Origin of the sequence: Rhodococcus jostii RHA1 (assembly GCF_000014565.1) — a bacterium.
GTDB lineage: Bacteria > Actinomycetota > Actinomycetes > Mycobacteriales > Mycobacteriaceae > Rhodococcus_F > Rhodococcus_F jostii_A.
On sequence record NC_008268.1, the window covers coordinates 2,182,951 to 2,205,298 of the forward strand.

Annotated in this window: 23 protein-coding genes and 1 pseudogene; 13 read left to right on the plus strand and 11 right to left on the minus strand. The window is 68.4% G+C overall.

Going from position 1 to position 22,348, the window contains the following annotated elements:
* Window positions 1–25 precede the first annotated feature (25 nt).
* The 5 genes from RHA1_RS10105 to RHA1_RS10125 form a co-directional block, all read right to left on the minus strand.
* Window positions 26–1,618 carry an AMP-binding protein gene (locus tag RHA1_RS10105; protein WP_011594913.1) on the minus strand — a complete coding sequence of 531 codons (1,593 nt, stop codon included), beginning with the start codon at window positions 1,616–1,618 and terminating at the stop codon, window positions 26–28.
* Window positions 1,619–1,768: 150 nt separating this feature from the next.
* Window positions 1,769–2,260, minus strand: a complete 492-nt coding sequence (locus tag RHA1_RS10110) for a type III secretion system chaperone family protein (protein WP_009474749.1) — start codon at window positions 2,258–2,260, stop codon at window positions 1,769–1,771.
* A complete protein-coding gene (gene mshA / locus RHA1_RS10115; protein WP_011594914.1) occupies window positions 2,257–3,615 on the minus strand; it encodes a D-inositol-3-phosphate glycosyltransferase in 1,359 nt (452 codons plus the stop codon). The genes RHA1_RS10110 and mshA overlap by 4 nt, the downstream gene beginning before the upstream one ends.
* A 12-nt stretch (window positions 3,616–3,627) precedes the next feature.
* Complete coding sequence (locus RHA1_RS10120; RefSeq protein WP_037197065.1) at window positions 3,628–4,455, minus strand: alpha/beta fold hydrolase; 828 nt, start codon at window positions 4,453–4,455, stop codon at window positions 3,628–3,630.
* On the minus strand, window positions 4,401–5,603 hold the full coding sequence (locus tag RHA1_RS10125; protein WP_011594916.1) for an MFS transporter: 1,203 nt from the start codon (window positions 5,601–5,603) through the stop codon (window positions 4,401–4,403). The genes RHA1_RS10120 and RHA1_RS10125 overlap by 55 nt, the downstream gene beginning before the upstream one ends.
* 56 nt (window positions 5,604–5,659) lie before the next feature.
* Here RHA1_RS10125 and RHA1_RS10130 point away from each other — a divergent pair, with 56 nt between their 5' ends.
* Window positions 5,660–6,433, plus strand: coding sequence for a PIG-L family deacetylase (locus RHA1_RS10130; RefSeq protein ID WP_011594917.1), 774 nt, complete (start codon window positions 5,660–5,662; stop codon window positions 6,431–6,433).
* On the opposite strand, the gene RHA1_RS10135 is transcribed toward RHA1_RS10130, so the two are convergent.
* Window positions 6,370–7,014: a hypothetical protein gene (locus RHA1_RS10135; protein WP_050787276.1), complete on the minus strand. Its 645-nt coding sequence runs from the start codon at window positions 7,012–7,014 to the stop codon at window positions 6,370–6,372. The genes RHA1_RS10130 and RHA1_RS10135 overlap by 64 nt on opposite strands.
* A gap of 63 nt (window positions 7,015–7,077) precedes the next feature.
* On the opposite strand from RHA1_RS10135, the gene RHA1_RS10140 reads away from it, so the two are divergent.
* Together RHA1_RS10140 and RHA1_RS10145 are read left to right on the plus strand one after the other, a co-directional pair.
* Entirely contained in the window at window positions 7,078–7,482 is a 405-nt protein-coding gene (locus tag RHA1_RS10140) for a PaaI family thioesterase (RefSeq protein WP_009474754.1), read from the plus strand.
* 3 nt (window positions 7,483–7,485) lie between these two features.
* Window positions 7,486–8,517, plus strand: a complete 1,032-nt coding sequence (locus RHA1_RS10145) for a tocopherol cyclase family protein (protein WP_011594919.1) — start codon at window positions 7,486–7,488, stop codon at window positions 8,515–8,517.
* Here the strand turns inward: RHA1_RS10145 and RHA1_RS10150 are convergent.
* A complete protein-coding gene (locus tag RHA1_RS10150) occupies window positions 8,510–9,175 on the minus strand; it encodes a cysteine hydrolase family protein (RefSeq protein WP_011594920.1) in 666 nt (221 codons plus the stop codon). The genes RHA1_RS10145 and RHA1_RS10150 overlap by 8 nt on opposite strands.
* Before the next feature lie 120 nt (window positions 9,176–9,295).
* Between RHA1_RS10150 and RHA1_RS10155 the strand changes: the two genes are divergently transcribed.
* Complete coding sequence (locus RHA1_RS10155) at window positions 9,296–9,883, plus strand: DUF742 domain-containing protein (protein ID WP_011594921.1); 588 nt, start codon at window positions 9,296–9,298, stop codon at window positions 9,881–9,883.
* 91 nt (window positions 9,884–9,974) lie between these two features.
* Here the strand turns inward: RHA1_RS10155 and RHA1_RS10160 are convergent, their stop codons facing one another.
* Window positions 9,975–11,249 carry an ROK family transcriptional regulator gene (locus tag RHA1_RS10160; protein ID WP_009474758.1) on the minus strand — a complete coding sequence of 425 codons (1,275 nt, stop codon included), beginning with the start codon at window positions 11,247–11,249 and terminating at the stop codon, window positions 9,975–9,977.
* Window positions 11,250–11,773: 524 nt separating this feature from the next.
* Here RHA1_RS10160 and RHA1_RS53965 point away from each other — a divergent pair.
* The 4 genes and pseudogenes from RHA1_RS53965 to RHA1_RS10175 form a co-directional block, all read left to right on the plus strand.
* A pseudogene (locus tag RHA1_RS53965) lies at window positions 11,774–12,574 on the plus strand (MFS transporter); the annotation flags it as partial.
* The gene (locus RHA1_RS52875; protein ID WP_272942754.1) at window positions 12,532–12,660 is read left to right on the plus strand and encodes a hypothetical protein; all 129 of its coding nucleotides are present in this window, start codon (window positions 12,532–12,534) and stop codon (window positions 12,658–12,660) included. The pseudogene RHA1_RS53965 and the gene RHA1_RS52875, both read left to right, overlap by 43 nt.
* 80 nt (window positions 12,661–12,740) lie before the next feature.
* Window positions 12,741–13,688, plus strand: a complete 948-nt coding sequence (locus RHA1_RS10170; protein WP_009474761.1) for a TauD/TfdA dioxygenase family protein — start codon at window positions 12,741–12,743, stop codon at window positions 13,686–13,688.
* 9 nt (window positions 13,689–13,697) lie between these two features.
* Window positions 13,698–14,444, plus strand: a complete 747-nt coding sequence (locus RHA1_RS10175) for an SDR family NAD(P)-dependent oxidoreductase (protein WP_009474762.1) — start codon at window positions 13,698–13,700, stop codon at window positions 14,442–14,444.
* A 291-nt stretch (window positions 14,445–14,735) separates the two neighbouring features.
* Here the strand turns inward: RHA1_RS10175 and RHA1_RS10180 are convergent, their stop codons facing one another.
* Entirely contained in the window at window positions 14,736–15,920 is a 1,185-nt protein-coding gene (locus tag RHA1_RS10180; protein ID WP_011594923.1) for a L,D-transpeptidase, read from the minus strand.
* A 32-nt stretch (window positions 15,921–15,952) separates the two neighbouring features.
* Window positions 15,953–17,044 carry a UDP-N-acetylmuramate dehydrogenase gene (locus RHA1_RS10185; RefSeq protein ID WP_041812365.1) on the minus strand — a complete coding sequence of 364 codons (1,092 nt, stop codon included), beginning with the start codon at window positions 17,042–17,044 and terminating at the stop codon, window positions 15,953–15,955.
* A gap of 25 nt (window positions 17,045–17,069) precedes the next feature.
* Between RHA1_RS10185 and RHA1_RS10190 the strand changes: the two genes are divergently transcribed.
* From RHA1_RS10190 to RHA1_RS10205, 4 genes are all read left to right on the plus strand, one after another.
* Window positions 17,070–17,567, plus strand: coding sequence for a DUF2505 domain-containing protein (locus tag RHA1_RS10190; protein ID WP_009474766.1), 498 nt, complete (start codon window positions 17,070–17,072; stop codon window positions 17,565–17,567).
* Window positions 17,568–17,618: 51 nt separating this feature from the next.
* Window positions 17,619–18,119: a DUF2505 domain-containing protein gene (locus RHA1_RS10195; RefSeq protein WP_011594926.1), complete on the plus strand. Its 501-nt coding sequence runs from the start codon at window positions 17,619–17,621 to the stop codon at window positions 18,117–18,119.
* A 21-nt stretch (window positions 18,120–18,140) separates the two neighbouring features.
* Window positions 18,141–18,938, plus strand: a complete 798-nt coding sequence (locus RHA1_RS10200; RefSeq protein ID WP_009474768.1) for a hypothetical protein — start codon at window positions 18,141–18,143, stop codon at window positions 18,936–18,938.
* 337 nt (window positions 18,939–19,275) lie between these two features.
* Window positions 19,276–20,823, plus strand: coding sequence for a TROVE domain-containing protein (locus tag RHA1_RS10205; protein ID WP_011594928.1), 1,548 nt, complete (start codon window positions 19,276–19,278; stop codon window positions 20,821–20,823).
* A gap of 18 nt (window positions 20,824–20,841) precedes the next feature.
* On the opposite strand, the gene RHA1_RS10210 is transcribed toward RHA1_RS10205, so the two are convergent.
* Window positions 20,842–21,459, minus strand: a complete 618-nt coding sequence (locus RHA1_RS10210; RefSeq protein ID WP_016882744.1) for a type IV toxin-antitoxin system AbiEi family antitoxin domain-containing protein — start codon at window positions 21,457–21,459, stop codon at window positions 20,842–20,844.
* A 113-nt stretch (window positions 21,460–21,572) separates the two neighbouring features.
* Here RHA1_RS10210 and RHA1_RS10215 point away from each other — a divergent pair, with 113 nt between their 5' ends.
* A complete protein-coding gene (locus tag RHA1_RS10215; RefSeq protein WP_011594930.1) occupies window positions 21,573–22,340 on the plus strand; it encodes an LmeA family phospholipid-binding protein in 768 nt (255 codons plus the stop codon).
* Window positions 22,341–22,348: the final 8 nt, after the last annotated feature.

Genomic DNA, 22,348 nt, shown 5'->3' on the forward strand with positions numbered 1-22,348 from the left:
ACCCTCGCGCCGTGAACCCCTGCCGTCAGCTTCGGCCGGCCTCGCTGGCCCGCAGATCCTTGCGGAGGATCTTGCCCGCGGCGGACTTCGGCACCAGGTCGATGAACTCGACCTTGCGGACCTTCTTGTGCGGCGACACCCGCTCGGCGACGAACGCGATGACCGCGGCCTCGTCCAAATCGGCACCGGGCTGGCGGACGACGAACGCCTTCGGCACCTCCTCACCCTCGTCGTCGAGAACCCCGATGACGGCGGCGTCGGCGATCTGCGGGTGCGTCAACAACAATGCCTCCAGCTCGGCGGGCGGCACCTGGTAGCCCTTGTACTTGATCAGCTCCTTCATCCGGTCCACGATCGTCACCACCCCCTCGGAGTCGACGGTCGCGATGTCGCCGGTGTGCAGGTACCCGTCCGCATCCAGGGTCTCTGCGGTGGCCTCGTCGTTGCCGAGGTACCCGGCCATGATGTTCGGGCCCTTGCACCACAACTCACCCGGTGCGCTGACCCCGTCGGCCGGGTAGGCGACCTCCTCGCCGGTGCCCGGGTCGACCAGCTTGCATTCCATGTTCGCGATCGACGGACCCACCGAGTCCAGGGCGATGTCGTCACGGTCGAACGGAATCGCGTGCGAGACCGGGCTCATCTCCGACATCCCGTAGCCCTGCCGCACCCGGCAACCCAGCCGGTTCGCGACGGCCTTGCCCAGCTCCTGATCCAGCGGGGCGGCGCCGGAGAAGATCGAATGCACGCTCGACAGGTCGTACTCGTCGACCAGCGGGTGCTTGGCCAACGCCACCGCGACCGGCGGGGCGATGAACACATACGTGCACTTCTGGCCGGAGACGATCGACAGGAATTCGACCAGGTCGAACTTCGGCATCGTCACCAAACTCGCCCGGTTGAACAGGGCCGCATTGAGCAGCACCGTCATCCCGTAGATGTGGAAGAACGGCAGCACCGCCAGCAGTTTGTCGTCGGCACCGATGCCCATCCGCGGGTTGATCTGACACACATTCGCCACCAGGTTGCGGTGCGTGAGCATCACCCCCTTCGGCCGGCCGGTGGTCCCGGATGAATACGGCAGCACCGCCAGCTGGGTGGCCGGATCGAACGACACCTCCGGGGCGGGGGCGCCCTCGGCCAGCAGATCTTTCAGCGACGGGTGCCCGTCGGCGCCGTCGAGGACGATCACGTTCGCTACCGGAATCCCGACCTTCGCGGCCGCATCCTTGGCCTGCGGCAGCAGCGGGGAGACGGTGAACAGGAACTTCGCCTTCGAGTCGGTGAGCTGCTTGGCGATGTCCTCCGCGGTGTAGAGGGCGTTGATGGTGGTCGCGACACCACCGGCCCGCAGGATCCCGTGGAACACCGACGCGAACGCGGGAACGTTCGGCGAGTGCAGACCCACCACCTCGCCGACGGCGAGACCGCGCGCGGCCAGCGCCCCTGCCACCCCGTCGATCTGGGCGACCAGCGACTGGTAGGTGGTGACCGCGCCGGAGGCACCGTCGATCAGCGCAGGCCGGTCCAGGTCGGCCGGGTCGACCTGGCCGAAGAGGAAATCGTAGACACTGAGGTTCGGAATCTCGACGTCCGGAAACGGGCTCTTGAAGCTCACTGGGGCCTCTCCCTCGAAGTGTTGCAGCAGCAGTTGTCGGTACAAGTTTCTGTGAACATCAGACACATGTACCTAACCTGTGACAACAGTCACAAGCTCGCCGCAACTCTACCCGCGCGTATTTCCCGTCCGCGGGCGGTCGACCAGCAGTCAGGGCTGCGAGTCCTCAATGAGATGCTCGAACGGTTTCAGGTTCGCCAGCGACTCCCCGCGTGAGACGCGCCACTCCCACTCACGCTTGATGGACTCGGCGAATCCGAGCTCGAGGAGGGTGTTGAAGTCGCCGTCGGCCGCCTCGAGCACCTGCCCGAGAATCCGGTCCAGTTCGTCCGCGGTCACCGCGTGCTCGGCGATCTGACCGACCAGGTAGATGTCGCCGATCTTGTCGATCGTGTACGCCACCGAGTACAGCCGGCGATTGCGCCGCAGCAGGTACTTGTAGACGCCTTCGAAGTTCTCGTCGGGTTTGCGGCAGACGAACGCCTCGACGCGCAGACCGTGCTTGCCGACGGTCAGGAGCGTGGTGGTCTTGAGCTTGCGCTCGCCGGGCAACTCCACGATGAAATGCGTCGAGTCCTTCCTGGTGAAGTCCATCTCACGTTCGGTCAGGGCGGACTCGATCACGTCGGCCAGCTCGCTCATGCGCGCACTCCCCCGGCCCTGCGCAGCTTCCACAATCCGCCTGCACGTCGCGGGGCGAATTCGCTGGGGCCGTGTCCGTAGTTGTAGTTGACGGTCGCCATCCGATAGCTCTCGAGGAGACCGTCGGCGGTGTGTTCCCAGGAGAAATTCTCGGCATGACGCGGAGCCTCGGCGGCCAGCGCGGCGAGCCTGCCGGGCTCGGACACCAGCGACTGCAGCGCCGTCGCCCAGTCCTCGGTGCGGTGCCCGTCCACGAGAAGCCCGGTTTCGCCGTTCCGGACGGCGACACCGAGACCCCCCACGTTCGCGGCGATCACCGGCGTGCCGCAGGCTTGCGCCTCGATGGCCACCAGCCCGAACGACTCCGAATAACTCGGCACCGCAACGAGATCTGAAGCCCGGTACACGTCGACGAGCCGGTCGGGCGCCTGCGGCGGGAGGAACGTCACCCGCGCGGCGATGCCGAGCGAGGACGCGAGTTCGATCAAGGCGTCCGGCCGGGCCAGCCCGGAGCCGGACGGGCCGCCGACCACGAGCACCCGCAGTGTCGATTCGGGATCTCGGGCGATCAGTTCGGCGGCGGCGCGGAGCAGGACGTCGGGCGCCTTGAGCGGCTGGATTCGTCCGACGAACGTCACGACGGTCTCGCGCGGGTCGAGCCCCAGCTTCGCCCGGGCGGCGGCCCGGTCGCCCGGCCGGTACCGCGTCAGATCGGCGCCCGGCGCCACCACGTCGATCCGGTTCGGGTCGGCGCCGTAGTGGCGGACCAGCTGATCGGATTCCTCGGTGGTGTTGGCCACGAGCCGGTCGGACTCGGCCACCACCTGCTGCTCGCCGATCTGGCGGGCGGCCGGTTCGGGAGTGTCACCGTCGGCCAGCGACAGATTCTTGACCGCAGCGAGCGTGTGCGCGGTGTGCACGAGCGGCACACCCCAGCGGTCGCGGGCGAGCCAGCCGACCTGCCCCGACAACCAGTAGTGCGAGTGCACCAGGTTGTAGTAACCCGGTTCGTGGCGGGCCTCCTCGCGGAGCACCCCCGCGACGAACGCACAGAGCTGCGTGGGCAGATCCTGCTTGTCCAGCCCCTCGAACGGGCCGGCCACCACGTTGCGGACGAGGACCCCCGGCGCCGCTTCCTGGACCGGTGCGTCGGCGGACGACGTGGCCCGGGTGAAGATTTCCACCTCGACGCCGCGCCGCGCCATCTGGATGGCGGACTGCAGCACGTAGACGTTCATGCCGCCCGCATCGCCGGTACCGGGCTGCGCCAGCGGTGAGGTGTGGACCGAGAGGACGGCCACCCTGCGGGGGCGCGAGTTGTGCATGGGCGTCACCACTCCATAGTGCTCCCTCACCGATCGGCCCCTTTAACCGAGGTTGTCGACGAACTCGCCGACCTCCTTCACGAACCTGTCGGGATCCTCCACGAACGGCCCGTGATCGCAGCCTTCCCAGAACGACGCCCGCGCCTGCGGGATCAGTTCTGCAGCGTGCCTACCAGCCGAGACGTCGACGACGGAGTCCTCGGTGCCGTGCAGGACGAGCACCGGCACGTCGAGCGACCGGAGCAGGTCGTCGTGACTCGCGGAGCGGTTGAAGAGGGCGGCCCGCACCCGGGGCGGGGTGGCGAGGCTGGCTCCGAACAGCGCCTGCGACTGTGCGCCCTTGCCTTCCGGCGGTCCGGTGAGCGCGTTGCCGAAGGCGCCCAGCGCGCGGATCGCCTCGCGCGGCTCCTCGGACATCGCGCCGGGGATCGCCGCGCGCATCGCCGCGCCGACCTTGCCGCCTGCCTCCCCGCGACCGATGCTGGTGATGGCTCCCACGAGGACAACGCCGTCGACGGCGGACGTGCCGTGCGACGCCAGGTAGTCGCAGATCACGAGGCCGCCGTAGGACCAGCCGAGAAGCACGGCGCCGGACGTGACGCCTTCGGCCGTGAGCACCGCGTCGACGTCCCCGGCCCAGATCGCGGAATCGTCGTAGCCGGCGTCGGGCGCACCCGAGTAGCCGTGTCCGCGCAGGTCGACGGCGATGACGCGGTGGCGGGCCGCGAGTTCGTCGAGTACCCCGGGGCCCCAGCACTTCGAGGATTGCGCCCAACCGTGCAGGAGGACCAGGGTCCGCGCGTCGGGGGCACCGGTCACCGAGTAGACGAGGGGCGTTCCGTCGACGCCGACTGTTTCACGAATAGCCATGGGGTCACCATAGAGGCCAGCAGCGCGGCGACCGCCGCCACCGCGTAACCCGCGGTCGTGCCGAATTCGTCGATCATCCGGCCCGCGAGCGCCGACCCCACCGCGACGCCGACACCCAGCCCGGTGACGATCCAGGTGATGCCCTCGGTCAGCGCGGCCGCGGGCACGATCTGCTCGACGAGACCGGTCGTGACGATCATGATCGGCGCCACCGTCATCCCCGCCACCGCGTAGGCGACGGCGAGCGCCGGAATGCTGTCGGCGAGAAGCAGCGGAACCGTCAGAACCGCCACCGCGAGGACTGCGACCATCAGCTGTTTCCGGAGCGACGCCGACACCCGGATCGCGCCGAACACGATGCCCGCCACCGCGGAACCGGCCGCGAACAGGGCCAGCACCACGGTCGCGGAGGCGGGTGCGTCGTGGCTTCGGGTGAAGGCGATGGCACCGACGTCGATGACGCCGAAGATCGTGCCCATCGACACCATGACCGCCACGAGGATCCACACGGCGGGCGTCCGGACGACGGACGGGCGTCCGTCGTGCGTTGCCGAATGCACGGGCGGTTCGGTGCCGCGCTGCGCCACGAGCGCGAGGGTGCCGACCACCAGCAGGACGAGGCCCGCGAGCGGTCCCGCCTCGGGGAACACCGTGACGGACAATCCGACGGAGACCACGGGTCCCGCGATGAAGCACAGTTCGTCCACCACCGCCTCGAACGCGAACGCCGTCCGCAGCAGTGGCGTGCCGCGGTACAGCTCGGTCCAGCGGGCGCGCACCATCGCACCGATCGTGGGCATGCAGCCGGCGGGGACGGCCCACACGAACAGCACCCAGTCGGGCGTCCCGAACCGGACACACAGCAGCATCGCAGCGATGGACGTCGCGCTGATCCCCGACGCTACGGGAAGGACTCGCGACTGCCCGTACCGGTCGACCGCCCGGGACACGACCGGGGTGATGAACGCGTAGGTCAGCGCGAACACCGCGGCGAGGGCACCGGCGAGTGCGTAGTCGCCGCGCAGTTCGGACAGCATCGTGACGATGCCGATGCCGACCATGGCGATCGGTACGCGCGCAACGAATCCTGCGGCCGAGAACGCTGCGGAGCCGGGGGCGGCGAAGATCTGACGATAGGTACCGAGCACGCGTCGAGCCTCACAGATCGTGGCCGCGACTTCCAGCACGTGCAAGTATTGCGCTCATGAGTGTCCTGGTGTGTTTCCACGCCCATCCCGACGACGAAGTGTTCACGACGGGCGGCGTGATGCGTCAGGCCGCCGACGCCGGTCATCGCGTCGTCGTGGTCACCGCGACGGACGGGGCGCTCGGCGAGGCCCCCGACGGGATCCTGACCGACGGCGAATCACTCGCCGAGCGCCGGCGCCGCGAGCTGGAGGAGTCGACGTCGCTGCTCGGCGCCCAGCGTGTGGTGTTGCTGCACTACGCGGATTCCGGGATGGCGGGAACGCCGGAGAACGAGAACCCTGCGGCGTTCTGCAACGTCGACGTCGAGGAGGCCGCCGCCAGGCTGGCCGCGATCCTCGTCGAGGAATCCGCCGACGTGATCACCATCTACGACCCCAACGGTGGCTACGGCCATCCCGATCATGTGCAGGTCCACCACGTGGGCATCCGGGCCGCCGAACTGGCCGGTGTGCCGCACGTCTACGAGGCCGCCGTCAGCCGCGACCACATCCGGCGACTCATGGCCGCGAATCCGGAGTGGTCCGAGAACACCAAGCCACCGGACCTCGACACGTTCGGTCTGCCGGACTCCGAGATCACCACGGTCGTGGACGTCACGTCGGCCATGGACGCCAAGCGCGCCGCGATGCACGCGCACGCCACCCAGATCGGGGACTTCGGCCCGTTCCTGCAGATGCCCGAGGAGCAGTTGCGCGCGGCGTTCGGTCAGGAATGGTTCCGCCGTCGCGGGGCACCGGCCGGGCTTGCGGAGTCTTCGCTGCCCCTCTGATCGACCGGCCCGGGTGTCCTCCTGCCGGAGAACCTCTTCCCCGCCAAGGTGAGGACGGCTGCGGCGAGGAGGCATCCGCCCGCCCCGATCCCGGTCACCGTGCCGGGTGCCACGGTGGTCGTCAGACCCACGACGAGCCCGGCCGCGGCGACCACGACGAGCAGCGCACCGAGCACGGTCAGCGACGACTCGCCGAGTACGCCGGCCAACGGCACGAAGTGGACGCCGACGGTGAAGCACACCCAGACCGGTATCCACGCCGACAGACTCGTGTTTCCGAGAACGGCGGCGCCCGCCCAGATCACCGCGAACTCGACCACCACCACGAGGGTGTACCGCCGCCGGACCGCCCGGTCCGCCAACGCGGAACTCTCGGCGGGACTACGCACGGCGAGTACCGCTCCCAGCATGGCGACGACGAGCGCCACCACGATGGCGGCGTCGAGGAGCACGGTGAGGGGGCGGGGAAGGTTGACGGCCATGGCCCAGCCGAACCAGGCTGCGGCGAAGAATCCGACCACTGCGGCGGCGCTCCCCCGCGCCCGGCCCGACCGGCGGGCAGCTTCCGACAGACTGGACATCCCGCCAATCCAGCCCCGCGAACCGCCTGCGCGGGTTTGGTTCCGCGCCTAGCATCCACGGGTATGAATCCCCCTGATCTCGTCGCGACCATGCCGTTCGCCGTGCACACCGGGGTTCGCCTCACCAAGGCCGCGCCCGAGGAGGTCGTCGGGCACCTCGAGTGGGAACAGCACCGCACGACCGCGGGAAACGGCATGCACGGCGGGGCGCTGATGACGCTTGCCGACAGCGTCGGAGCCGTCTGCGCGTTTCTCAATCTCCCGGCGGGAGCGTCCACCTCGACCACGAGTTCGAGCACGGTGTTCACCCGCGGCGTCCGCAAGGGCACCGTCACCGCGACCGCGCGTCCGCTGCACGCCGGACGAACCACGGTCGCCGTCGTCACCGAACTGCGGGACGACGAGGACCATCTCGTGGCGCAGGTGACGCAGTCGCAGGCGGTGCTGCACCCCCAGCCGGGAAGCTGACCGATGTCGCGACTGCTGCGGACGTACCGCGCCACGGGAGCGGATCTGCCGTTCGGCAACCTCCTCGCCGCGCACGACGTCGCGATGGAAGGCTATTTCTGGCGGTTCACCCAGCCCGCGACGGGACAGGTCGTCATCGCGCTGGCGGGTATCAACCGGGCCGCGGACGGGCACTGGGCGACGCTCGGTCTCGCCGGTCATCCCACCCGGTTCCTGCGGACCGCCGCGCATCCGGAGGGCTACGCCAACCCGGCCGGACTCGGCGCGTTCGCAGGCGACGCGTTCCGCGGGTCCGTCGACCGCGTGTGGGTGGATCTCGGGCGGGACGCCCGCCTCGACGTCCGGGTCGGCGCCCAGGTTCCGTGGCTGCGGCGCAGGCTCGGCGGGTCGAGTGTGTTCCAGACCGTGCCCGCACTGAACCAGTACTGGCACCCGTGGCTACTCGGCGGCCGGGCCGAGGGAACGGCCGTGCTGGGCGGCACCGAGATCGACCTCGACGGTGCCCAGGTCTACGGCGAAAAGAATTGGGGCAAGGGCGGATTCCCCGAATCCTGGTGGTGGGGCCAGGCTCAGGGTTTCGCCGACCGGCAGGCATGTGTCGCGTTCGCGGGCGGCGAGATCACCGCGGGCGGGCTGCACACCGAGGTCACGGCCGTCGTCGTCGCGCTGCCCGACGGCACCGTGTTCCGCCTCGGCAACCCGGTCACCTCCCCCGTCCGGGCGCACGTCACGGACGATCGGTGGTCGCTGCGGGGCCGCAATCGCACGTGGAGCGTCGAAATCGAGGGCGGTTCCCCGCTGAGCTCGGCACACGTGCTGCCGGTTCCACTTCCCGCCGAGCGTCGCAACATCCCCGGCGCCCTCGAGCACCTCGCCGGCTCGATGAGTGTGACGGTCCGCCGTCGCGGTGAGCTCGTCTGGGCCGACGAATCACCACTCGCCGCGTTGGAACACGGCGGTATCGAGCGGGCCCGCGCGGAGCTGCGCAGGCGGGGTGCGCCACCGGATGCGACATCGGCGCCGCCGCTCAGCTGATCACCTCGAGCTCGGGTGGCTGCAATGCCTCGACGATCTCGTCGGTCTCCGCGTGGAGAACCCCTATTCGCCCAGCCTCCTCCAGGTGACGCGCGTCGACGCCCGAGATCGCATCGGCGGCGACGAGCACCTTGTAGTCGCGTTCGCTGGCGTCGAAGATCGTGGCGCGCGGGCAGTTGGGATAGTTGCATCCCGCGATCACCACGGTGTCGACCCGCCACTGGCGCAGGCGGTCGTCGAGTTCAGTGCGGTAGAACGAACTCCACCGGGGTTTGAACAGGATGTGCTCGGTGGGCGATACGGTCTGGAGCCTGCCGCCGAGGAGCGACTCGGGGTCGAGCGGTGGCACCCCCAGCTCCGGCGCCACCTGGGAGCCCGCGGTGCCCGGTCTGGCGATGACGAGTCCGGCCGCGATCACGCGGCGCCGGCACAGGTCCACGTCGTCGCCCTCGTACAACCGGACGACGTGCACGATCGGGGCCGAGGCCTCCCGGTAGGCGTCCACGAGACGCGCGATCGCGGGCAACACCGCCGACGTGCCGGGAATCGGCGCCGTCCCGCCGTCCACGAAGTCCACCTGCGTGTCGACGACGAGCAGCGCGGACCGGCCGAGATCGGGAGCGAGGAACGGATCCGAGTTCTGCCGCCAGTGGGTCACGCAGCAAATCTAACGCTCGCGCACACCCTGTAGCGGGAATCACAGGGACCGGTTCGTTCACACGAAACGCGAGTTTGGGACCATGGAGTGGGTGGGGTAGTGCGAGAAGGGTCCCAACCGATGACTGTGAGCGATGAGAACTGGCCGTTGATCGGCGCGACAGGGGCGCGCTTCGGATCAGCCGGCCGGCGCCGCAGCGCCAGGAAAGAGCAGGACCCGAGCCCGCCGCAGTCGGCCGAATGGGTGGAACCCGCCCCGGCCGAGGACGCTCCCGAGCAGGTCGGACCCGTGTCCGAACCCGCGGATCGGACTCCCGAGGTGGCCGACAGTCCTGCTGTCGAGTCCACCGAGTGGGTGGCGCCCGAGGGCACCGTCTCCATCGTCCGGCCGTTCATTCTCACGGGCGGGCGGACCGAGTCCGGGGTCGATCTGCCACTGGAGGCGGTCATCGTCGCCCGCGCGGACGGCGACACCGTGGTGGACGGAATGCTTGCACCGGACGAACTGCGCCGCGTCTTCGCGCTGTGCGCCGAACCGCGGTCGGTGGCCGAGATCGCGTCGCTCGCGTCGATCCCGCTCGGGGTCGCGCGCGTACTTGTCGGCGACCTCGCAGCGGTCGGGGCGGTCACCGTGAACGAGACGGCCCGGTCCACCGGCCCGGACCGGAAACTGATGGAACGCGTCCTCGACGGGCTGCGCAAACTCTGAGACCTGCCGGGGAGCGAGCACCCGGACGGACGCACACGAATTCGTCAGCCGCACAGGCTATTACCTGTGCGGCTGACGAAGTGCTGTGACGCTAGATCGACGTCCGGCGCATCGCTCCGACCGGATCGGAGTAGATGGTGCTCAGCGACACCACCGTCGAGGCGTACTCCTGCACCCGGTTGCCGAATCCGGAAATGCGAATGTCCCTGCGCTCCAGCGACGATGCCTGCGCGAAGGCCTCGGCGACGTGCGGGATACCGGCCGGGTACTCGGTGAACGCCTGGCCTCCGAGGATCACCCGGTCCGGGTTGAACAGGTCCCGCAGCATGGCGACCGTCTTCCCGAGCACCTGAGCACGTTCCACCAGAAGTTCGTGCGCGGGAACGGAACCCGACGACGCCGCCTTGTAGAGCGCACTCATCGTCGGCCGCTGGTTCGACTCAGCCAGGATGCCCGCATCGAGGGCGGCGGAGATGACCGCGCGATCGCTGATCGTCGCCTCGAGGCACCCGCGTGAACCGCACGAGCACTGCGCCGACGAGCCCGTCGGCAAGTGCGCGATCGATCCGGGACCGCTCGACGGAGTGTGAACGCGGCCGTCGATGGTGATCGCGATGCCTGCCGTCTCGCGGGCGTAGAAGTACAGGCCCGTTTCGCCTTGCGCGACACCGTCTTCGCTGTCCGGGCTCAGCAGCAGTTCGGATGCGGCCATCGCCTCGACGTGCGCCGCGACGGAGACGGGCAACCCGAGTCCGGTTGCGATGATGGCGCCGACCTGGGCGGACTTCCATCCCAGCCGGGGATGGTCGACGACACCGGTCTGCGGATCGACGCGACCGCCGAGTGCGACACCCGCCCACAGCGGGCGACGCCGATGCCAGCGGGAGGCGAAGGCCCGCGCGCTGCGTGCGATGCCGGCGAGTGCGTCGGCGGACGCTCCCTGCGGGGTGGGTACCTCGACCGCGCCGAGGACCTTCCCGCGCAGGTCACTGGCGATGATGCTGGTCACGACCGCGCCGATGTGGATGCCCACTGTCAGGTAGGGCTCGTGGTTGACCTCGAACGGAACCCGCGGACGACCGATGGCGCCGGACGGCGTGAGGTCGCCACGTTCGCGCAGCAGCCCGAGGTCGAGGAGCGCCGACACCTGACGGTTGACGGTGGCGATGCTCAGGCCGGTCGCTTTCGCGGCGACGTCCCTGGACAGCGGCCCGCGAGACCGGGCCACCCGCAGAACACCGGCGGCCGGGCCGTCGCTGATCCGCAGCTCAGGGGGAACGATGTGGAGACGGGGACGGGACACGGGCCGCTGGAATCGAGATGCGGAGCCGGTCCGGGTGGGGCTGGAAAGAGTGGGGGTAGACACGTGGCAGTCCTTGCAAGCGGAGGCGGTGCGCACCTTCGTCCGAACGCTGCATCCGTCCCGGGCCGAGAGTGGGACGACCGAGGACGATCGATCAGGAGAAGACTGCGCGAATTAGCTGCAGATGCTGAGACAGCGACAACACAGTTCCCGCGCCAAGGGCAGCCGCGAGCCCAGCGCGGACGTCACATAGGTGACCCGCGGAGCGGTCGACTGGCCTGAAGACATGACACGAAACTAGCAGCTTCGGTCGGTTTCACCAATCGGAGGGCGCGTCGGCGTGTGGCTCCGCGCCGCGCCACTTCCGCAGTTCCCGCCATTGCGAGGCGCCGCCTGCGGCGCACATCGGAGAGCATCACCACTCTTGATGGCAACAGTGTTTCACGACACAATACGCCGAGATACCAACCGAACGTACGGTTATAGGAGCGGGATGCCGATGTGGTCGGCTCCGCGATGACGCTGATCAGACGGCAGAGACCGCCATCCTGACCGAACAGTCGTTCGCACCATCGGAGGAAATCGACATGACCTCCACCCAGATCTCCGTGACACCCCGGGCCACCGTCCGGCCACTGAAGGTGGCCGGCGCCAGCCTCATCGGGACCGCCTTCGAGTGGTACGACTACTTCATCTACGGCATGGCCGCGGCAATCGTGTTCGGCCCGTTGTTCTTCCCGTCCTTCTCCTCCATCGCCGGGACGCTGGCCGCGTTCGCGACGTTCTCCGTCGGCTTCATCGCACGGCCGATCGGCGGCGTCGTGGTGGGCCACTTCGGTGACCGCATCGGACGCAAATCCATGCTCGTGCTGTCCCTGATGCTGATGGGCGGCGCGGTACTGATGGCCGTCGAGCACGCCCCCGCCGACAAGAAAGGCTTCTACGGGAGCTTCCCGCAGATGGGCGTGCCCGGCGGCCTGATCCTGGCCAACCTCGTGTTCCTGGGGGTCTCGACGAGCCTCAGCGAGGACGCATTCCTCTCCTGGGGCTGGCGGGTCCCGTTCCTGGCCAGCGCCGCGATGGTGCTGATGGGGCTCGTCATCCGGTTCACCGTCACCGAGAGCCCCCACTTCGAGAAGGTCAAGAGCACCCACCGCGATCAACGACTGCCGATCGTCACCGTCCTGCGGGAGAACCTGCGCGAAGTGCTGCTCGCCGCGGGCGCGTTCATCGGCATCAACACCGTCGGATACATCTTCATGGCGTACCTGCTGTCCTACTCGACGAAGGTCCTGGGCATGAGCAAGACACTCGTGCTCGTCTTCACCCTGATCGCCTCGTTCGTATGGCTGATCGTCATCCCCGTCGCGTCGATGCTGTCGGACCGGTCTACCTCACCGCGGTCACACTGCTCAGCCTGCTCTGCGTCGTCGCGATCACGCGGAAGGTCCGCGGCCCGTTGCGATCAGGGTGACGCAAAGCCTTCCGGCGACACACCGCCCGATGGTTCGGTTACGGGACTCCACACCGTCTCCGGTATCCGAAAGGCTCACCATGTCCATCGATTTCGCGCCCGAGCACGTGACAGACGCCGAGGGTTCCCCGAACGCGGCGAGCGTCGTCAAGCTCGGTGCCCACATCGGCGCCCGGATCGACGGCGTCCGGCTCGGCGGCAACCTCGACCCCGCCACCGTGTCGCTCATCCGCCAGGCCCTGCTCGAGCACAAGGTGATCTTCTTCCGTGGCCAGGAACATCTGACCGACGACTCGCAGTACGAGTTCGCGGAGCTTCTGGGTTCCCCCACCACGGCGCATCCGACCGTCACGTCGCGCGGCACCAAGGTGCTGCCCATCGACTCCGACTACGGCAAGGCCAACAGCTGGCACACCGACGTCACGTTCGTCGATCGCATCCCGAAGGCGTCGATCCTGCGCGCCGTGCAACTCCCCACGTACGGCGGATCCACCACCTGGGCGTCGGGTGTCGCCGCCTACAACGCGCTGCCCGAGCCGCTGAAGGTCCTCGCCGACAACCTGTGGGCGACGCACACCAACGTCTACGACTACGCGGCGACCAGCGCGGAACGCACGCAGGACGAGAAGTCGAAGGAGTACCGCGCCGAGTTCCAGTCCACGTACTTCGAGACGGAGCATCCGGTGGTGCGGGTGCACCCCGAGACCGGCGAGCGCACGCTGCTGCTCGGTCACTTCGTCAAGAGCCTGGTCGGTCTGAGCAGCACCCAGTCGCAGGCGCTCTTCCGGGTTCTGCAGGATCACGCGATCTCGCTCGAGTTCACGACCCGGTGGAACTGGCAGTCGGGCGACGTGGCGATCTGGGACAACCGTGCCACTCAGCACTACGCCGTCGCCGACTACGACGATCAGTACCGGCGACTCAACCGCATCACCCTGGCCGGCGACGTCCCCGTCAACATCCGGGGCGAGCGCAGCCGCAGCGTCGCCGGCGACGCAAGTGGCTACTCCGTCATCGACGAGCCCTAACATGTCGGCATGACCTTTTCACCTGACACCCGCATCGCCGTCGTCACCGGGGCGAGCTCCGGAATCGGAGAAGCCACCGCCCGCACCCTGGCCGCGCAGGGATTTCATGTGGTCATCGGGGCCCGGCGACTGGATCGTCTGGAGAAGATCGCCGAAGACATCGGCGGTACCGCGCTCGAACTCGACGTCACGGACCAGGATTCCGTGGACGCGTTCAGCGCGGTACTGCCGAGGGTCGACGTGCTCGTGAACAATGCGGGCGGCGCCAAGGGACTGGCCACCGTCGCCGAGGCCGATCTCGACGACTGGCGGTGGATGTGGGAGACCAATGTCCTGGGCACCCTTCGGATCACCAAGGCGCTGCTGCCGAAGTTGATCGAGTCGGGTGACGGTCTGATCGTCACCATCACGTCGCTGGCCGCGCTCGAGGCGTACGACAACGGTTCCGGATACACGACCGCCAAGCACGCGGAGGCCGTCCTGCACCGCACGCTGCGCGGAGAACTGCTCGGCAAGCCGGTCCGTCTCACCGAAATTGCGCCGGGCGCAGTGGAAACCGAATTCTCGCTGGTGCGTTTCGAAGGCGACCAGGAGCGTGCCGACAAGGTCTACGAGGGCATCACCCCGCTCGTCGCCGCGGATGTCGCGGACGTCGTCGGGTTCGTCGCGTCGCGGCCCTCCCACGTGAATATCGACCAGATCGTCGTCAAGCCACGAGATCAGGCTTCGTCCGGGCGTTTTCACCGCACGACGTAGGCGCGTTCGCGGCGGTCCGCCGGTCCTGGTGCTCGAGCACCAGGACCACGGTCCACAGCCCCGCCACGATCGTCACGACCCCCAGCAACATCCATCCCATCCCACAGCCCCCCTGCCGATCAGCGACTTTCGATCGAAACGGACTGTCGGGGTCGTCCGTCGACCCCTCGACAGCGGACGACTCCCCACAGTTGTGTGAACCGAGAACACGGCGCCGTCGACGCGTCCTCATTCAGGTAGACGCAGCGGCCCCGGTTTCGGTTCCACCGGCTGTGAAGAAAGTTCGCTCGCCTATGCGAGGGCCGACATGGACTGCCATTCGGGCCAGCTGAGGGCCCAGTCGTAGATGTCGCCGTCAGCGGCCGAGAGGTCGATGGACGTTCCGGTCACCTCGACGGGATCGCCGTACATCGCGGTGCCGAAGTACTGCTGGGCGTCCCCGAGGGACAGGTTGATGCAGCCGTTGGTGACGTTCGACGAACCCTGGACGCCGATGGTCTCGGGATTCGCGTGGATGAACTCGCCGTTGTTGGAGATGCGGACCGCCCAGCGCTCGCGCACGTTCTCGTAGAACGGCGGGTTGGACATGAGGAAGTCCTCGTGCTTCTCGGTCACCATATGGATGCCGCTGCGAGTGACGTTGCGGGCCTCGTTGCCTTCGCCGTAGCTGACGGGGATGTCCATGATGGTCTCGCCGCCGCGCACCACCTGCATGCGGTGGCTGGGCGCGTTCGCGATGACGATCTGGCTGCGACCGACGGTGAAGTTCAGCGACAGATCCTCCGCGCCGTACGCGCCGCCGCCGAAGTCCAGTCCGTACAGCCGGGCGTCCAGGCTCACGGTGGTGCCGGGTGCCCAGTAGTTCTGCGGACGCCAGTGCGCGCGCGACCCGTTGTCGTCGGGCAGCCACGCCCACGAGCCGGGTGTTGGCGGGTTGGTCGTGACGGTCATCGCCTTCTCGACCGCCGCCTTGTCCTCGACGGACTCGTGGAACTGGACGATGATCGGGGCGGCGATGCCGACTTCCTGACCGTCGGCGATGTTGAGTGTGGCGCCGATCGTCTCGTCGGGCTCGACCGTGGTGAAGCTGCCGTCGACGGCGACGGACTTGCCGTCCGTGCCGAGCGCCGTGCCCTTCCACGTGTACGTGGCGCCGTAGCCCAGCGCCTCCCCGACGGTGAACGTGGTCCGGTCGGGTGACAGCACACCCTGCACGGCACGCCCCTCGGCGTTGACGAGGGAGATGTCGGTGAACGTGCCCTGCGACGCGGTCGCGGAGATCGGCGCCACCGGATTGACGTCCTCGGTGCCCGACGCCGGATTCTGGGTGACCTCGACTGCCGGTTCGGGCGGCGCGGTGGCGGTTCCCGACTCGGAGCCGACCGTGCATCCGGTCAGCACAACGAGAAACGCGATCAGCGCCGTCGCGATCAACGCGACGCGCGACCGACTTGTCCGAGAACCCAGTTCATGCACAGCTAACAGGTTACCTGCGCTACGGACCTGTCTCAGATCGCGCAGCCCACCGTCACCGGTTCGGGTTCGAGCCGGACACCGAACGCCGACTGGACGCCGTCCCGTACATCGCGAGCCAATGCCAGCAGGTCCTCGCTCTTCGCAGCACCTCGATTGGTCAACGCAAGGGTGTGCTTGGTCGACAGCCGCGCGACAGCGTTCTCGCCGGGGTACCCCTTCGAGAAGCCGGCCCGCTCGATCAGCCACCCCGCAGACAACTTGGTTCCGCCGTCGGCCGGGTACCGGGGAACGGCGACGTCGCCGAGGCGGGTCTCGATTGCTGCGAGAACATTCACCAACTCGCCGTCGGGCACGACGGGGTTGGTGAAGAAGGAGCCCGCGCTCCAGGTGTCGTGATCGTCGGGATCCAGGACCATGCCCTTGCCCCGCCGCAGGTCCAGCACGGCGTCGCGGACCTGCGTCGACGGCAACCTGTCGCCCTCGGCACTATCGAGCGCGGAGACCAGTTCGCGGTAGCGCAGCGGCTCGCCGAGTCCGTCGGGGTGCACGGTCAGTTCCACGGCCAGCACCAGGGCGGCGTCGGAGTGCTTGAGGACGCTCGTGCGGTAACCGAGACCGAGGGCGTCGGGTTCGACCCAGCGCGCCTCACCGGTGCGTCGATCGAGGAGGTGGACCCGCCGCAGCATCGACCCCACCTCGACGCCGTACGCGCCCACGTTCTGCACCGGGGTGGCACCGGTCGACCCGGGAATCCCCGACAGGCATTCGAGCCCGCCCAGCTCGGCGGCGACGGTCTGCGCGACCACCCGATCCCACTCGGCGCCCGCCTCGGCAGTGACGAATCCCTCCTCCAGTCCGACGGTGGTGTTGCACACACGCACGACCACACCGTCGAATCCGTCGTCCCCGACCACCAGATTGGAGCCGCCGGCGAGGATCAGTGTCGGGATGTGCGCGGCGTCGAGGAGACGCACCACGTCGACGAGGACCTGCGTGGTCGGGCACTCCGCCACGATCCGCGCCGGCCCGCCCACGCGCAGCGTGGTCATCCCCGACAGTTCGAGGTTCTCGGTCGCGTGTGCGCCCGAATCGACGAGTTGACTGACAATGCTCACGTCCCACACAACCGCAAACGGTAGCCTGCGGATCGTGAGTCGCCGCATCGAGCATTCGTCGTCCTATGCGTTTCCCGTCGCCCAGGTCCATGCGGGCCTGATCACCGCGCAGTACTGGCGCGACCGTCTCGACCGGGTGGGAGGACCGGGGGCAACCCTGGACGAGGTCACGACCGGCCCCGGCACCATCTCGGTGGCCATGTCGCAGTCGATCCCCGCCGAGCACCTGCCCAGCATCGTCTCGAAAGTCCGTTCCGGCGATCTCGTGATCAAGCGCACGGAGACGTGGGGCACGCTCGACGGCGATCACGCCGAGGGCACGTTCACGGCCGAGGTCGTGGGTGCGCCTGCGACGATCTCCGGGACCCAGACGCTGACAGAGGACGGTTCCCGGTCGAAAGTGCAGGTCGAAGGCAAGGCCGACGTCAGGATCCCCCTGATCGGCGGCAAGATCGAGAGCGCGATCGCGGACGAGGTCCTCCGGCTGATCGCGAAGGAGCAGGAGTTCACGGAGCAGTGGCTCCAGGGCTGACCTGGGGCGGGTGTCCATTGCGTTCCGTCACAGCCGGTAACCTTGGCGATCATGGCTCGCCGCATCGACTACTCAGCCCGCTACAAGCACACCCCGAAAGAGGTGTACAACGCGTTCACCAACCGTGACTACTGGGATGCGCGCATCGAGGAGATGCGGAAGTACTCCGAGAATCACATCGAGCACTTCGAGGTGAACGACGACGGGATCGACATCGTCCTGCACCACATCCTGCCGCGGTCGGAACTTCCCGAGATCGCGCAGACCGTGATGAAGAAGGACATGGTCATCACGCGCAAGGAGTCGTACACGCCCTTCGGTGAGCCGACCACGGGCACGTACGAGGCGTCGATCCCCGCAGGCCCGGGCAGCCTCACGGGCACCATGAAACTGTTCGCCACCGAGACGGGCTGCACGTTCCGCACCTCGTCCGAGGCCAAGGTGTATCTGCCGTTCATCGGCGGGAAGCTCGAACAGCTGATGCTCGTCAACCTGATCGACCTCTTCCGCGCCGAGGCCGAGATCACCGAAACGTGGTTGTCGCAGCACTAGCAACCACCGCACGGATTTCCCATGACTTCAGCGACGCTGAAGCGGCCTCACGGTGTCATCACCCGGGGTACGACAGGCATCAATCGGCTGCGACGCAGCGACCGCTGGCTCGTCCACGACGCGCTGGTGCGCCGCACGCTGCACGCGTCCGCCGACCCGCTCGTCGTCGACCTCGGGTACGGCGCACGGCCGCACACCACGTTCGAGCTCGCCGACCGGTTGACCGCCGTGCGCGGCGACCGCCGGGTGGTCGGGCTCGAGATCGATCCCGAGCGTGTGGTCGAGAGCAGGAACGGAGTGAGTTTCGCCCGCGGCGGGTTCGAGCTCTCCGGACTGCGACCCGTCCTGGTCCGCGCGTTCAACGTGCTGCGGCAGTATCCCGAGGATGCGGTCGGGCCTGCCTGGGCGCGGATGCAGTCCGGGCTCGCACCGGGCGGGCTGATCGTCGACGGCACATGTGACGAGTTGGGCCGCCGCTGCGCGTGGGTGCTGCTCGACGCCACCCGCCCGCTGTCGCTGACGCTGGCGTGGGATCCGTTCGCCGTGGAGAAGCCGTCGGACATCGCCGAACGGCTACCCAAGGCGCTGATCCATCGCAACGTCCCGGGTGAACCGGTCCACGCCCTCCTCGCGGCAGCGGATCGTGCGTGGGCCACCGCGGCGCCGCACGGCTCGTTCGGACCGCGGGTGCGGTGGCGGGCCGCCCTCGAACTGCTGCGCGCGCAGGGACTTCCCGTGCAACCCCAGCGCCGCCGGCTCCGCGACAACATCCTCACCGTTCCGTGGCACCTGGTGGCGCCCGGTTCCGGCACGAATTAATTCACGCGACATCCCCCACAGCGCGCCGTAGAGTCACGTCACGAAACATGTTGTGCCGGTGCGCAGGCGAGGGCTACTTCGACTATGGATCGCGTGGTCGCCGGTTCGAATCCGGTCAGGGACGCAGGTCCCTGTAGCTCAGTGGTAGAGCGCGTCCGTGCCTCCGCCGACTCCGAACTCGGCACGACATGCGTGCGCGCCACCCGGTGCGTAGACGACGGATACTTCTCTGGCGAAGTGCGCAAGCACGCGGTTCGACTCCGCACCCCGTCGTCGCCTCGATCTCGGGTGGCGCGCACTCCACGAGCACCGACACCTCCCGGAAGGAGGAACACTCATGAGCAAGTTCAACCTGAAGACGCTGCGCCGCACCAAGGTACAGAGCCCCGTCACGTCGGAAACGCAACCGGCCGGCCGCACGTTCGAGGGCGGCAGCGGCTACGCCCGCGACGCGAAGAGCGAGCTGTTCCTCCTCGCCGTCACCAACATGGTGGGTGAGCACACGTTCTACGAGTCGGCTCCGGACCGCGACGGCCGGTTCGTCCAGCTCGTCCACGAGGTCACGCTGTCGGACCCGGAGTGGACCGCCCGACTGATCGGGTGGCTGCGCCGCGACGCACATCTGCGTTCGGCGTCGCTGGTGGCCGCGGCCGAGTTCGTCCGGGCCCGGCTGGGCGCCGGTCTGCACGGCGGCAACCGCGCCGTGATCTCGTCGGCGCTGGAGCGGGCCGACGAGCCGGGTGAGATCCTCGCCTACTGGATTGCGCACCACGGTCGTTCGATCCCGAAGCCGGTCAAGCGCGGTGTCGCCGACGCCGCTGTCCGCCTCTACTCGGAACGCTCACTGCTGAAGTGGGATTCCGACTCGAGGGACGTCCGCTTCGGCGACGTCCTCGAGCTCACCCACGCGTCGCCGTCGGCGACGTGGCAGGGCGAGCTGTTCCGGCACGCGATCGACCGCCGGCAGGGACGCGAGAACACGATCCCCACCGGCTTGCGGATGCTCACGGAACGGGCGGCGCTGGCGGCACTCCCGCCGGAGGACCGGCGTGCCGTCCTCCGGACTCCGGAGCGGCTGTCCGCGGCCGGCATGACGTGGGAGTCGCTCGCCGGCTGGCTGCAGGGACCGATGGATGCGGCGGCGTGGCAGGCGGTGATCCCGTCCATGGGATACATGGCGCTTCTTCGCAACCTGAGGAACTTCGACGAGGCCGGAATCCCCGACCACGTCGCGGAACAGGTAGCGGCCCGGATCGCTGATCCGGGGGAAGTCGCGAAGTCGCGGCAGCTCCCGATGCGGTTCCTCGCGGCCTACCGGAACTCGCCGAGCCTGCGGTGGGGACATGCACTCGAGCGTGCACTCGGGGCTTCGCTGTCGGCGGTCCCCTCGTTGCCCGGCCGCACCCTGATGCTCGTCGACCGGTCCGGATCGATGTTCTACAGCCGCGTCTCGGCGCGGTCGGAACTGACGCGGGCGGACGCGGCCGCGGTGTTCGGCACCGTACTGGCGGCGCGCGCCGAGCGGGCCAACCTGGTCGAGTTCGGCTCGGACAGCCGGTTCGTGCCGTTCAAGCACCAGCCGGTGCTGCGGGTCGTCGACAGTTTCGGGGATCTGGGCGGCACGGACACGGCGTCGGCGGTGCGCAAGCACTACCGCGACCACGATCGCGTCGTCATCGTCACCGACGAGCAGGCGGCGTGGGGCGATCCGACGCGGCACGTCCCGGCCGACGTCCCCGTGTACACGTGGAACGTGGCGGGCTACCGCCACGGACACGGGCCGACGGGGTCCGCGAACCGCCACACGTTCGGCGGACTGTCGGACGCGGGATTCTCGATGATCCCGCTCCTGGAGGGCACCCGGAACGGCGAGTGGCCATTCTGATCCCGGAGCGGTGATCCGTCAGGTGCAGGTGGCCAGTGCGTGTTCGACGCGCTGCGCCACCTGCGCCGGCAGGGATCCGCACTCCCCGTGCAATGCGCGCGCATTCAGCCGCCCGATCGCAACGCCGTCGGCGACCACCTCGTCGAGCAGTTCCTGCGAGATGCCGCTCGCCGCGAGGTCGAGTGCCGTGCACAGCGGCGTGGTGATGCGCAGGGGGCCGACCTGCTCGCAGTCCTCCGGGCGGAGCGAACGCCGGTGCAGCGCCAGCTGCTGCGTCGGCGAAGGCGGTGACAGCACCGTCGAGAGGTGGATGAACCGCGGGTACAGGTGCCCGAGGCCGTGAAGTTCGGCGGCACTCTGGTGGGAGACCGCGGCGGCGGCACCGAACCAGGTGCACCACTTCGCGAACTCCTCGAGATCGGAGTGCGGGCAATCGTTCAAGCGGAACAGATCTCGCTCGACCTTGACCCACGAGCCGTCGGCGACGCGCTCATCGATCTCGTCGGAGGCGAAACCGAGGCGCAGCACTTGCGCAGTGGTGAAGAAACCCGCCTGAGCCGTCGCGACGCGTGTCAGCTCTTCACCGACACCTTCGCGCTCCGGGTCACCGGGACGTGGAGCCAACCATCCGGACATTCCCCTAGATTACTGGGCGTTTGTGGCACGCATCACAATTTCTGCGGATCTCGGCGACCCGCCGCGGGCGCATTCACAGAATTTGTTCAGAGTTGTCGGGAAGAATCGCTGCAATGGCAGCCCGAACGAACTCCGCACCCCGAAGTAACCGTGTGCTCGTCATCTCTCTTGTCGTCATCGCCGCGCTCGTGGCCGTCCTCGTCGGCGGCGAACTCTACGTGCGCAACAGAGTGAAGACCTGCATGGCAGACCAGTTCGAGAGCCAACTCGGCTCGCAGGTGGACGTGGGCCTGAGCTGGAAGCCGGTCCTGCTCCAGTCGGTCGACAAGAACGTCCCGTACATCACCATCGACAGCGACGACACCAAGTTCGGCCCCGCCCAGGGAATGCAGGTCCACGCTCAGGTCAACGACATCCGGATCGAGAACACCGCGGACAGCAGCGGCACCATCGGCAGTTCCGACGCGGACATCACCTGGTCCACCGCGGGAATCCTCGCGACGCTGCAGCAGCAGGCGTTCGGCTCGCTCATCAGCGGTGTCACCGCCGATTCGAGCGCGGGAACCTTGAGGTTCTCCGTCGGCCCGGCCGGGCTCGCGGACCTGACCGTCAAACCGGGGGTCGTGAACGGGACCGTGAAGGTGGAGACGGTGGGTGCGGAGATCCTCGGTTTCGGTCTTCCCACCGACCTGGTGGACGGGGTCGTCCAGACCCTGACCTCGAGCCTGCAGACCTACCCGCTGGGCATGCAGCCGACGTCGCTGAAGGTCACCGACGACGCCATCGAGATCACCCTCGAGGGTGGCGCCTATACGATGCCTGCCGCCGGCAGCCAGCAACAGCAGCAGGAACAGCAGAGCAGCTGCGGCCTCCTGGTCTGATCGACCGT